7 protein-coding genes and 1 tRNA gene are annotated in these 12,613 nt (G+C 66.0%); all 8 read left to right on the top strand.

The window, feature by feature from the left end:
• Positions 1-31 precede the first annotated feature (31 nt).
• The 8 genes from IB278_RS08465 to lon all read left to right on the top strand — a co-directional run bounded on the left by IB278_RS08465 (position 32) and on the right by lon (position 12,612).
• Positions 32-1,954: a potassium transporter Kup gene (locus IB278_RS08465; protein ID WP_412556321.1), complete on the top strand. Its 1,923-nt coding sequence runs from the start codon at positions 32-34 to the stop codon at positions 1,952-1,954.
• A 96-nt stretch (positions 1,955-2,050) separates the two neighbouring features.
• Positions 2,051-3,244 (top strand): efflux RND transporter periplasmic adaptor subunit, encoded by a 1,194-nt coding sequence (locus IB278_RS08460; protein ID WP_145745171.1) that lies wholly within the window; start codon positions 2,051-2,053, stop codon positions 3,242-3,244.
• On the top strand, positions 3,241-6,399 hold the full coding sequence (locus tag IB278_RS08455; protein ID WP_145745172.1) for an efflux RND transporter permease subunit: 3,159 nt from the start codon (positions 3,241-3,243) through the stop codon (positions 6,397-6,399). The genes IB278_RS08460 and IB278_RS08455 overlap by 4 nt, the downstream gene beginning before the upstream one ends.
• 114 nt (positions 6,400-6,513) lie before the next feature.
• A tRNA-Leu gene (locus IB278_RS08450) sits at positions 6,514-6,600 on the top strand.
• A 26-nt stretch (positions 6,601-6,626) separates the two neighbouring features.
• On the top strand, positions 6,627-7,940 hold the full coding sequence (tig, locus tag IB278_RS08445; protein ID WP_192323207.1) for a trigger factor: 1,314 nt from the start codon (positions 6,627-6,629) through the stop codon (positions 7,938-7,940).
• A gap of 113 nt (positions 7,941-8,053) precedes the next feature.
• Positions 8,054-8,662, top strand: coding sequence for an ATP-dependent Clp endopeptidase proteolytic subunit ClpP (gene clpP, locus IB278_RS08440; protein WP_012747620.1), 609 nt, complete (start codon positions 8,054-8,056; stop codon positions 8,660-8,662).
• Positions 8,663-8,785: 123 nt separating this feature from the next.
• A complete protein-coding gene (clpX, locus tag IB278_RS08435) occupies positions 8,786-10,051 on the top strand; it encodes an ATP-dependent Clp protease ATP-binding subunit ClpX (protein ID WP_012747621.1) in 1,266 nt (421 codons plus the stop codon).
• Between the two features lie 119 nt (positions 10,052-10,170).
• Entirely contained in the window at positions 10,171-12,612 is a 2,442-nt protein-coding gene (gene lon / locus IB278_RS08430) for an endopeptidase La (protein WP_145745176.1), read from the top strand.
• Position 12,613 lies beyond the last annotated feature (1 nt).

The raw sequence follows: 12,613 nt of genomic DNA, 5'->3' as shown, positions 1-12,613 counted from the left end.
CGTTGCCGCCACCCCATTTCCCCATTTCTTCATGAATCCACCGACGAAGGCTCCCGCCGCCCCGATTCCAACGACAGGCGAGGCGCCCCATGCAGCCGGACCGGGCCTGATGATTGCCGCACTGGGGGTGGTGTTCGGCGACATCGGCACATCGCCGCTCTACGCCTTCAAGGAAACGCTGAACCCCGAGCACGGCGTGGCGTTCACGCCCGACGCGGTGCTGGGGCTGCTCTCGTTGATCTTCTGGGGACTGATGTTCGTGGTCACGCTCAAGTACGTGGTGTTCGTGCTGCGCGCCGACCACGACGGCGAGGGCGGCATTCTTGCCCTGCAGGCGCTTGCGCGCAATGCGGCTGGGGGCCCGCGGACGCGGCCCTGGTTATGGAACGCCGTCGGGGTGCTCGGCCTCGTCGGCGCGGCCATGTTCTATGGCGACAGCCTCATCACGCCGGCCATCTCGGTGCTGTCGGCGGTCGAGGGGCTGGAGGTGCAGGCGCCGGTGCTGCAGCGGGTGGTGATCCCGATCACCATCCTGATCCTGCTCGGGCTCTTCGCGGTGCAGCGCAAGGGCACCGGTGCCGTGGGCAAGGTGTTCGGGCCGGTCATGCTGCTGTGGTTCCTGGTGCTGGCCGTCGCGGGCGGCTGGCAGGTGCTGCAGCATCCGCAGGTGCTGGCGGCGCTCGATCCGCGCCGGGCCATCGGCTTCCTTGTCGAGCACCGGCTGCAGTCGCTGGCGGTGCTGGGCGCGGTGTTTCTTGCCTTTACCGGCGGCGAGGCGCTGTATGCCGACATGGGGCACTTCGGCGCGCGCTCGATCCGGCTTGCCTGGCTCTTCATCGCGCTGCCCGGGCTGGTGCTGAACTACTTCGGGCAGGGCGCGCTGGTGCTGGCGGAGCCTGCGGCCGTCGACAACCCCTTCTTCCGGCTCTTTCCTTCGTGGGGCGTCGTGCCGATGGTGGCGCTGGCCGCGATGGCGACCGTCATCGCGTCGCAGGCCGTGATCTCCGGCGCCTTTTCCCTTACCGTCCACGCCATGCGCATGGGCTACCTGCCGCGCATGCGCGTGGTGCAGACCTCGGGCTCGGCCATCGGCCAGGTCTACGTGCCGGTGGTCAACTGGCTGCTGATGACGGGTGTGCTGCTGCTGGTGCTGGGCTTTCGCAGTTCGGGCGCGCTGTCGGCGGCCTACGGCATCGCGGTGTCGATCACGATGGTGGCCACCACGCTGCTGGCGGGCGTCGTGGCCTGGGGGCTCTGGCGCTGGAACAGGGTGGCGGTGGTGCTCGGGGTGGCGGCTTTCGCCGCGGTGGACCTGACCTTCGTGGTGGCCAACAGCCTCAAGGTCGCCGAAGGCGGCTGGCTCACGCTGGCCGTGGCGGCGGGCGTGATGCTGCTGTTCACCACCTGGGCCAAGGGCCGCCGGCTGGGCCTGGAGGCGGCCGCGGCCGAAAGCATGCCGCTGAAGTCCTTCGTCGAATCGCTGGCGCTCAACATGCCGCACCGCGTGCGCGGCACGGCCGTGTTCCTGAACGCCGATGCCACCGCCGTGCCCCATGCGCTGCTTCACAACCTCAAGCACAACCAGGTGCTGCACGAGCAGGTGATCGTGCTGCGAGTGCTGGCCTGCGACACGCCCCGCGTGGACGCGCGCCAGCGCATCGAGGCCGAGCAGCTGATGGATGGCATCTGGGTGGTCACGGCGCGCCACGGCTTCATGGAGCGGCCCGACGTGCCCGAATTCATCCGCATCCTCGCCTACCAGAAGACGCTGGCCATCGATTCGATGACCACTTCCTACTTCGTCTCGCGCGCCTCGGTGGGGGAGGAGAACCTGCCCGGCATGAACCCGGTGCGGCGCGCGCTCTTCGGCTGGCTGCAGCGCAACGCGGGCCGCGCGTCCGATTATTTCGAGCTGCCGGACAACCGGCTGGTCGAAATGGGGCAGAGGACCTGACGACCCCCGAATCGCGATTGACAGCCCCTGAGGTTTACCCTAAATTACTAACCAGTGGGTCAGTAATGACCGGGTTCGACCTTTCTAGGGTGTCTCATGACTGCCTCTTCCGGCTTTTCTCCTCTTGCCCGCGGTGCCGCCTGGCTGCTGCTTCCCGCCTTGTTCCTGGCCGGCTGTTCGCAGTCGAAGCCGGCCGAGGAACCTGTGCGCGCGGTCAAGCTGGTGACCGTGGGCACCAGCGATTTCGAGGCCCAGCCCGAGTTCTCGGCCGAAGTCCGGGCGCGCGTCGAATCCCGGCTGGGCTTCCGCGTGGCGGGCAAGATCACCAGGCGCCAGGCCGAGCTCGGCCAGCACGTGCAGGCCGGCCAGGTGCTGGCCCAGCTGGATCCGCAGGACTACCGGCTGGCCGCTGAAGCGGCGCGCGCGCAGCTGGCGGCGGCCCAGACCAACCGCGATCTCGCGGCGGCCGATCTCAAGCGCTATACCGAATTGCGTGCGCAGAACTTCATCAGCGGGGCCGAGCTGGAACGCCGCGAATCCACCTGGAAGGCCGCGCAGGCGCAGCTCGAGCAGGCACAGGCCCAGCTTTCCTCGCAGGGCAACCAGGCCAGCTACACCACGCTGGTGGCCGACGTGGCCGGCATCATCACCGCGATCGAAGCCGAGCCCGGGCAGGTGGTGCAGGCGGGAACGCCCGTCGTGCGCATTGCGCAGGATGGCGCGCGCGACGTGGTGTTCGCGGTGCCCGAAGACCGCGCCGCGCTGATCAAGCCCGGCTCGCCGGTCACGGTGCGCGGCTGGTCGGGCGGCAGCGAGCTGCAGGGCCAGGTGCGCGAGGTGGCGGCCAGCGCGGACGCGGTCACGCGCACCTACGCGGTCAAGGTGGCGATCGACGCCGCCACCTCGCCGGCGCTCGGCGCCACCGTGTACGCCCGCCCGCAGGCGCTGGCACGCACCGGCGGCGCGGTCATGAAGCTGCCGACCAGCGCATTGCGCCAGGAAGGCAAGGGCACCTCGGTCTGGGTGCTCGACAAGCCGACCATGACGGTGCGATCGCAGCCCGTGCAGGTGGTCACGGCCGACGGCAACGAGGCTGTGATCGGCGCCGGGCTCACGCCCGGCATGATGGTCGTGGCCGCGGGCGTGCACGTGCTCTCGCCGGGGCAGAAGGTCACCATCTACCAGTCGAAGGAGGCTGCAGCGGCAGCCGCCAACGCGAAGGAATCGGCGCAGCCGGTCGAGGCCGTGGCGGCCACGAAGAAGGAGATCGCTGCAGGTGCTTCCAAATGACGGAAGGCGCAGCAACCACCGCCACCAAGCCCGCCGGCTTCAATCTTTCCAAATGGGCGCTGGACCACGCGCCCCTCACGCGCTACCTGATGGTGGTGCTGATGGTGCTGGGCGCCTTCGCGTACTTCCAGCTCGGCCAGGACGAAGACCCGCCGTTCACCTTCCGGGCCATGGTGGTTCGCACCTACTGGCCCGGCGCCACCGCGCAGCAGGTGGCCGAGCAGGTCACCGACAAGCTCGAGCGCACGCTGCAGGAGGCGCCGTATGCCGACAAGATCCGCAGCTATTCGAAGCCGGGCGAGTCGCAGATCATCTTCCAGATCAAGGACTCGTCCAAGGCCGCCGACGTGGCCAACGTCTGGTACACGGTGCGCAAGAAGGTCGGCGACATGCGCAACACGCTGCCGCCGGGCGTGCAGGGCCCCTTCTTCAATGACGATTTCGGCGATGTCTACGGCGTGATCTACGCGCTGGAGAGCGAAGGCTTCAGCCCGGCCGAACTCAAGACCCTGGCCGACGAGGTGCGCCAGCAGCTGCTGCGCGTGAAGGACGTGGCCAAGGTCGACCAGTTCGGCGTGCAGGACCAGAAGGTCTACATCGAGATCTCGCAGAAGCGCGTCGCGCAGCTGGGGCTGGACTTCAACGCGGTGCTGGCCCAGCTCGGCTCGCAGAACGCGATCGAGAGCGCGGGCACGATCCAGTCGCCGCTCGACGTGGTGCAGGTGCGCGTGGGCGGGCAGTTCACCAGCGTCGAGCAATTGCGCGAGATGCCGATCCGCGGCAGCTCGGGCAACCAGCTCAGGCTCGGCGACATTGCCGAGATCCACCGCGGCTACATCGATCCGCCGGCCGTGAAGGTGCATCACCAGGGCAAGGAGGTCGTTGCGCTCGGCGTTTCCATGGCCAAGGGCGGCGACATCATCGCGCTGGGCAAGGCGCTGCGTGCCACCACCGCGCAGATCGACCAGCGCCTGCCGGCCGGCGTGAAGCTCGCGCAGGTGCAGGACCAGCCGGTGTCGGTGTCCAGCTCGGTCAATGAATTCGTCGGCGTGTTGATCGAGGCCGTGGCCATCGTGCTGGCCGTGAGCATCATCTCGCTGGGCCTGCACAAGGGCGGGCGCTTCGGCTGGTACATCGACATCCGCCCGGGGCTGGTGGTGGCCATCACGATCCCGCTGGTGCTGGCCGTGACCTTCCTGTCCATGAACTACTTCGGCATCGGGCTGCACAAGATATCGCTGGGGTCGCTGATCATCGCGCTCGGCCTGCTGGTGGACGACGCCATCATCGCGGTCGAGATGATGGTGCGAAAGATGGAGGAGGGCTACGACAAGGTGCGCGCCGCCACCTTCGCCTACGACGTGACGGCCAAGCCGATGCTGACCGGCACGCTCATCACCGCCGCGGGCTTCCTGCCGATCGGCATCGCCAAGTCGGTCACGGGCGAATACACCTTCGCGATCTTCGCGGTGACGGTGATTGCGCTGGTGCTGTCGTGGATCGTCTCCGTGTACTTCGTGCCCTACCTGGGCACGCTGCTGCTCAAGGTCAAGCCGCACGACCCCGATGCACCGCCGCACGAACTGTTCGACACGCCGTTCTACAACAACTTCCGCCGCGCCGTGAACTGGTGCGTGCAGCACCGCTGGCTGACCATCGGCGCCACGGTGCTGATCTTCGCGCTCGGCATCGTGGGCATGGGCAAGGTGCAGCAGCAGTTCTTCCCGGATTCGAGCCGGCCGGAGATCATGGTGGACATCTGGTTCCCCGAAGGCACCTCGTTCGCGGCCAACGAAGAGGTCGCCAAGCGCGTCGAGCAGCGCATCATGAAGGAAGAGGGCGTGAAGACGGTCAGCACCTGGATCGGCTCCGGCGTGCCGCGCTTCTACCTGCCGCTGGACCAGGTCTTTCCGCAGACCAACGTCTCGCAGCTCATCGTGCTGGCCAAGGACCTGAAGGTGCGGGAGACCTTGCGCATCAAGCTGCCGGCGCTGCTGGCGCAGGAATTCCCGGAGGTGCGCGGCCGCGTCAAGCTGCTGCCCAACGGGCCGCCGGTGCCGTACCCGGTGCAGTTCCGCGTGATCGGCACCGACCCCGCCCAGCTGCGCGCGCATGCCGACGAGGTCAAGGCCGTGCTGCGTGAGAACGCCAACATGCGCGGCGTGAACGACAACTGGAACGAATCGGTCAAGGTGATCCGGCTCGAGGTCGACCAGGCCAAGGCGCGCGCGCTCGGCGTCACCAGCCAGGCGATCGCCCAGGCGTCCAAGACGATGTTCTCCGGCACCACCGTGGGCCAGTACCGCGAGAACGACCTGCTGATCGACATCGTGCTGCGCCAGTCGGCCGACGAGCGCGAGGCCATCTCGGACATCGGCAATGCCTACCTGCCCACGACCTCGGGCCGCTCCATCCCGCTGACGCAGATTGCCCGGCCGGTGTTCAGCTGGGAGCCCGGCGTGATGTGGCGCGAGAACCGCGACTACGCCATCACGGTGCAGGGCGACGTGGTCGAAGGCCTGCAGGGCGCCACGGTGACCGAGCAGCTGCTGCCGAAGCTGCGCCAGCTCGAGGCCGGCTGGCACGCGGCCGGCGAGGGCGGCTACCGCATCGAGGTGGCCGGCGCGGTCGAGGAAAGCAGCAAGGGCTCGGCGTCCATCGTGGCGGGCGTGCCGATCATGCTGTTCCTGGTGTTCACGCTGCTGATGCTGCAGCTGCACAGCTTCAGCCGCTCGCTGCTGGTGTTCATCACCGGCCCGATGGGCATCGCCGGCGTGGCCGGTGCGCTGCTGCTGCTGAACCGGCCGTTCGGCTTCGTGGCGCTCCTGGGCGTGATCGCGCTGATGGGCATGATCCAGCGCAATGCGGTGATCCTGATCGACCAGATCGAGAGCGACCGCGAGGCCGGCGTGCCGGCCTGGGACGCGATCGTGGAATCGGCCGTGCGGCGCCTGCGGCCGATCGTGCTGACGGCCGCGGCGGCGGTGCTGGCGATGATTCCTCTCTCCCGCAGCGTGTTTTGGGGGCCGATGGCCGTGGCCATCATGGGCGGGCTGATCGTGGCCACCGTGTTGACCCTGCTGGCGCTGCCGGCAATGTACGCCGCTGCCTTCCGCGTCAAGCGGGAGCCGAAAGAGCTCCCGATTAGCGCTTAAAATACGCGGTTGACCGATTTCAGGCGGACGGTCTTTGGGCTTCGGGTGTCCGGCAATCGGATGCCCGCGGCACCAGGGCCGTCCGCCTTTGCATTCACCTGAAAAATTTGGCAAGCGCGGGTGGCGAAATTGGTAGACGCACCAGGTTTAGGTCCTGACGTTCGCAAGAACGTGCCGGTTCGAGTCCGGCCCCGCGCACCAGCCACACCCCTCACAAGGAAGACACCATGACCGTGACCGTTGAAACTCTCGAGAAGCTCGAACGCAAGATCACGCTGACCCTGCCGGTCGGCACCATCCAGTCCGAAGTCGATTCGCGCCTCAAGAAGCTCGCGCGCACCGTCAAGATGGATGGCTTCCGTCCCGGCAAGGTGCCGATGAACGTCGTGGCCCAGCGCTACGGCTACTCGGTGCACTACGAAGTCATGAACGACAAGGTCGGCGAAGCCTTCTCGCAGGCCGCCAACGAAGCCAAGCTGCGCGTGGCCGGCCAGCCCCGCATCACCGAGAAGGAAGAGTCGCCCGAAGGCCAGCTCGCCTTCGACGCGGTCTTCGAAGTGTTCCCCGAAGTCAAGATCAACGACCTGTCGAACGCCGAAGTCGAGAAGCTCTCGGCCGAAGTGGGCGACGAGGCCATCGACAAGACGCTGGACATCCTGCGCAAGCAGCGCCGCACCTTCGCCCAGCGCGCGCAGGATGCCGTGGCCCAGGACGACGACCGCGTGACGGTCGATTTCGAAGGCAAGATCGACGGCGAGCCCTTCCCCGGCGGCAAGGCCGAAGACTTCCAGTTCATCGTCGGCGAAGGCCAGATGCTCAAGGAATTCGAAGACGCCGTGCGCGGCATGAAGGCCGGCGACAGCCGCACCTTCCCGCTCTCGTTCCCGGCCGACTACCACGGCAAGGACGTGGCCGGCAAGCAGGCCGACTTCATGGTCACCGTGAAGAAGATCGAAGCCTCGCACCTGCCCGAAGTCAACGAACAGCTCGCCAAGTCGCTCGGCATTGCCGAAGCCACGGTCGAGGGCCTGCGCGCCGACATCAAGAAGAACCTCGAGCGCGAAGTGAAGTTCCGCCTGCTGGCGCGCAACAAGAACGCCGTGATGGACACCCTGGTGGCCAACGCCGAACTCGATCTGCCCAACGCGAGCGTGCAGTCCGAAGTCAACCGCATGGTCGAAGGCGCCCGTGCCGAGCTCAAGCAGCGCGGCATCAAGGACGCCGACAAGGCACCGATTCCCGACGAAGTGTTCCGTCCCCAGGCCGAGCGCCGCGTGCGCCTGGGCCTCGTGGTGGCCGAGCTGGTGCGCGCCAACAACCTGCAGGCCAAGCCCGAGCAGATCAAGGCCCACATCGACGAGCTGGCCGCCAGCTACGAAAAGCCGGCCGACGTGGTGCGCTGGTACTTCAGCGACAACAACCGCCTGGCCGAAGTCGAAGCCGTGGTCATCGAGAACAACGTGACCGATTTCGTGCTCTCCAAGGCCAAGGTCAAGGAAAAGTCGGTGTCGTTCGACGAGCTGATGGCGCAACAAGGCTGATCCGCCGCCGCCTGCATGCCAATGGGGCTTGTGCTTTGCGGCACGAGCCCCATTTCACTCAGGCGTACAGTAAATTCGAACAGCGAACGAACCCTTTTCCGGAGAGCAATTCAATGAGCGCACAGGAAATCAAAGGCCTCGGCATGATCCCGATGGTCATCGAGCAGTCGGGCCGCGGCGAGCGGTCCTACGACATCTATTCGCGTCTCCTCAAGGAGCGCATCATTTTCCTGGTGGGCGAGGTGAACGACCAGACCGCCAACCTCGTGGTGGCGCAGCTGCTGTTCCTCGAGAGCGAAAACCCGGACAAGGACATTTCGTTCTACATCAACTCCCCGGGCGGCAGCGTGAGCGCCGGCATGGCCATCTACGACACCATGCAGTTCATCAAGCCCGACGTTTCCACCATGTGCATCGGCTTTGCGGCCAGCATGGGCGCCTTCCTTCTGGCGGCCGGTGAAAAGGGCAAGCGCTTCTCGCTGCCCAATTCGAAGATCATGATCCACCAGGTGCTCGGCGGCGCGCGCGGCCAGGCCACGGACATCGAGATCCATGCCCGCGACATCCTGCGCACCAAGGACCAGATGAACCGCATCCTGGCCGAACGCACGGGCCAGCCGCTCGAAAAAGTCAAGTCGGACACCGAACGCGACTATTTCCTCACGGCCGACGAAGCCAAGGACTACGGCCTGGTGGACCAGGTCATTGCGAAGCGCAGCTGAGGCAATTGAGCCCGTGCCGCGGCGCCGGCGGCGCCAAAAAGGCAAAAACCGGCGTTTTCCACACGGGAAACGCCGTTTTTGTTTAGTTATCATTGTCCCCACCCCTTTACGAGGCACCTGTCCATGGCCGAAAAAAAAGGCTCCTCCAGCGAAAAAACGCTTTATTGCTCGTTCTGCGGCAAGAGCCAGCATGAGGTCAAGAAGCTGATCGCGGGCCCTTCGGTCTTCATTTGCGACGAGTGCATCGACCTTTGCAACGAAATCATCCGCGACGAGCTCCCGGCCGGTGAAGAGGCGCGCGAGGCGCGCAGCGACCTGCCCACGCCGCTGGAAATCAAGACCAACCTCGACAACTACGTGATCGGCCAGGAGCCGGCCAAGCGCATGCTGTCGGTGGCGGTCTACAACCACTACAAGCGCCTGCGCCACAAGGAAAAGGCCAAGGGCGACGACGTCGAACTCAGCAAGAGCAACATCCTCCTGATCGGCCCCACGGGCTCGGGCAAGACGCTGCTCGCGCAAACGCTCGCGCGCATGCTCGACGTGCCCTTCGTGATGGCCGACGCCACCACGCTGACCGAAGCCGGCTACGTGGGCGAGGACGTCGAGAACATCATCCAGAAGCTGCTGCAGAGCTGCAACTACGAAGTCGAGCGCGCCCAGCGCGGCATCGTCTACATCGACGAAATCGACAAGATCTCGCGCAAGTCCGACAACCCGTCCATCACGCGCGACGTGTCGGGCGAGGGCGTGCAGCAGGCGCTGCTCAAGCTCATCGAAGGCACCATGGCCAGCGTGCCGCCCCAGGGCGGGCGCAAGCACCCGAACCAGGACTTCCTGCAGATCGACACGACCAACATCCTGTTCATCTGCGGCGGCGCCTTTGCCGGGCTCGAAAAGGTCATCGAGAACCGCACCGAAGCCTCGGGCATCGGCTTCGGCGCCTCGGTCAAGAGCAAGGCGCAGCGCAGCATCACCGAGGTGTTCCGCGAAGTCGAGCCCGAAGACCTGATCAAGTTCGGCCTGATCCCCGAACTCGTGGGCCGCATGCCCGTGGTGGCCTCGCTGGCCGAACTCAGCGAAGACGCGCTGGTGCAGATCCTGACCGAGCCCAAGAACGCGGTGGTCAAGCAGTTCACCAAGCTGCTGCAGATGGAAGGCGTCGACCTCGAGATCCGCCCCGCGGCGCTCAAGGCCATCGCGCGCAAGGCGCTGGCCCGCAAGACGGGCGCGCGGGGCCTGCGTTCGATCCTCGAACAGTCGCTGATCGACACCATGTTCGAGCTGCCGAATGCCACCAACGTCGACAAGGTTGTGGTCGAGGAATCCACAATCGACGAAAACAAGCCGCCGCTGCTCGTGTACCGCGAAGCGGCCAAGAAGGCCTGAGTGAACGCGGCGCCGGCACTTTCCAGCAAGGCGTCCGGCGCCTTCGACAAAGACCGGGTGCATGGGCTTGAAATGCCCGAACACCCATCCATCTTTGCCTGATCAATCAAAGGATATTCATGTCCGGTCATACCCCCCTGCCTGCCGACGCGATCGACCTGCCGCTGCTGCCGCTGCGCGACGTGGTCGTGTTCCCTCACATGGTGATCCCTCTGTTCGTGGGGCGCCCCAAAAGCATCAAGGCGCTCGAACTGGCCATGGAGGCCGAGCGCCGCATCATGCTGGTGGCCCAGAAGGCCGCCGCCAAGGACGAGCCCTCGGTCGAGGACATGTTCGAGGTGGGCTGCGTCTCGACCATCCTGCAGATGCTCAAGCTGCCTGATGGCACCGTGAAGGTGCTGGTCGAGGGCCAGCAGCGCGCCCGCGTGAACCGCATCGACGACGGCGAGACCCACTTCTCGGCCAACGTGACGCCCGTCGAGGCGACCGCGAGCGGCGAGAAAGGCACCGAGGTCGAGGCGCTGCGCCGCGCCGTGATGCAGCAGTTCGACCAGTACGTCAAGCTCAACAAGAAGATCCCGCCCGAGATCCTCACGTCGATCTCCAGCATCGACGATCCGGGCCGCCTGGCCGACACCATCGCCGCGCACCTGCCGCTCAAGCTCGACAACAAGCAGGCCGTGCTCGACCTGGACGACGTCAAGTCACGCCTCGAGAACCTCTTTGGCCAGCTCGAGCGCGAGGTCGACATCCTCAACGTCGACAAGAAGATCCGCGGCCGCGTGAAGCGCCAGATGGAAAAGAACCAGCGCGACTTCTACCTCAACGAGCAGGTCAAGGCGATCCAGAAGGAGCTCGGCGAGGGCGAAGAGGGCGCCGACATCGAGGAGATCGAGAAGAAGATCAAGCTCGCCAAGATGCCCAAGGAAGCGCTCAAGAAGGCCGAGGGCGAGCTCAAGAAGCTCAAGCTGATGTCGCCCATGTCGGCCGAAGCCACCGTGGTGCGCAACTACATCGACGTGCTGGTCGGCCTGCCCTGGAGCAAGAAGACCAAGATCAAGCACGACCTGGCCAATGCCGAGGCGGTGCTCAATGCCGACCACTACGGCCTGGAGAAGGTCAAGGACCGCATCCTCGAATATCTCGCGGTGCAGCAGCGCGTCGACAAGGTCAAGGCGCCGATCCTGTGCCTCGTGGGCCCGCCCGGCGTGGGCAAGACCTCCCTCGGGCAGTCGATCGCCAAGGCGACCGGCCGGAAGTACACGCGCATGGCGCTCGGCGGCATGCGCGACGAGGCCGAGATCCGCGGCCACCGCCGCACCTACATCGGCGCGCTGCCGGGCAAGGTGCTGCAGGGGCTGAGCAAGATCGGCACGCGCAATCCGCTGTTCCTGCTCGACGAGATCGACAAGCTGGGCACCGACTTCCGCGGCGATCCTTCGAGCGCGCTGCTCGAGGTGCTCGACCCCGAGCAGAACCACACCTTCGGCGACCACTACGTCGAGGTCGACTTCGACCTCTCCGACGTGATGTTCGTCGCCACCTCGAACTCGATGAACATCCCGCCGGCGCTGCTCGACCGGATGGAAGTCATCCGCCTCTCGGGCTACACCGAGGACGAGAAGACCAACATCGCGATCAAGTACCTGCTGCCCAAGCAGATGAAGAACAACGGCGTCAAGGAAGACGAACTGCTCGTCACCGAGGAGGCCGTGCGCGACATCGTGCGCTACTACACGCGCGAAGCCGGCGTGCGTTCGCTCGAGCGCGAGCTTTCCAAGATCTGCCGCAAGGTGGTCAAGGGCCTGCTGCTCAAGCAGATGACGCCCAAGGTCACGGTGGATGGCACCAACCTCAACGACTTCCTGGGCGTGCGCAAGTACAGCTTCGGCCTGGCCGAGAAGCAGAACCAGGTGGGCCAGGTGGTCGGCCTGGCCTGGACCGAGGTGGGAGGCGACCTGCTCACCATCGAGGCGGTGACCATGCCCGGCAAGGGCGTGATCAGCCGCACCGGTTCGCTCGGCGACGTCATGAAGGAATCGGTCGAGGCCGCACGCACCGTGGTGCGCAGCCGCTCGCGCCGCCTGGGCATCAAGGACGAGGTGTTCGAGAAGCGCGACATCCACATCCACGTGCCCGATGGCGCAACGCCCAAGGACGGGCCGAGCGCGGGTGCCGCAATGACCACGGCCTTCGTGTCGGCGCTCACGGGCATTCCCGTGCGTGCGGACGTCGCCATGACCGGCGAGATCACGCTGCGCGGCGAGGTCACGGCCATCGGCGGCCTGAAGGAAAAGCTGCTGGCCGCATTGCGCGGCGGCATCAAGACCGTGCTGATTCCCGAAGAGAACGCGAAAGACCTGCAGGACATTCCCGAGAACGTGAAGAACGGCCTCGAGATCGTGCCCGTGAAGTGGATCGACAAGGTCCTGGAGATCGCGCTCGAGAAGATGCCCGAGCCGCTGTCGGACGAGGAGGTTGCCGCCTCCGCGGCTGCTGTGGCCGAACTGGCCAAGCAGCGCGCGGGCACGCCGGCTTCAGAGGGCTCCGTCAAACATTGAT

The organism is Variovorax sp. VRV01, assembly GCF_014852545.1.
In the GTDB taxonomy this organism is placed as follows: domain Bacteria; phylum Pseudomonadota; class Gammaproteobacteria; order Burkholderiales; family Burkholderiaceae_C; genus Variovorax; species Variovorax beijingensis_A.
Note: the sequence above shows the minus strand (reverse complement) of the source record. Positions and strands in the feature narration are given on the sequence as shown.

Coding starts and splice junctions, on each gene's coding strand:
- clpX (WP_012747621.1), top strand. CDS start 8,786: ATGGCCGAAAAAAAAGGCTCCTCCAGCGAAAAAACGCTTTATTGCTCG.
- tig (WP_192323207.1), top strand. CDS start 6,627: ATGACCGTGACCGTTGAAACTCTCGAGAAGCTCGAACGCAAGATCACG.
- lon (WP_145745176.1), top strand. CDS start 10,171: ATGTCCGGTCATACCCCCCTGCCTGCCGACGCGATCGACCTGCCGCTG.
- clpP (WP_012747620.1), top strand. CDS start 8,054: ATGAGCGCACAGGAAATCAAAGGCCTCGGCATGATCCCGATGGTCATC.
- IB278_RS08460 (WP_145745171.1), top strand. CDS start 2,051: ATGACTGCCTCTTCCGGCTTTTCTCCTCTTGCCCGCGGTGCCGCCTGG.
- IB278_RS08455 (WP_145745172.1), top strand. CDS start 3,241: ATGACGGAAGGCGCAGCAACCACCGCCACCAAGCCCGCCGGCTTCAAT.
- IB278_RS08465 (WP_412556321.1), top strand. CDS start 32: ATGAATCCACCGACGAAGGCTCCCGCCGCCCCGATTCCAACGACAGGC.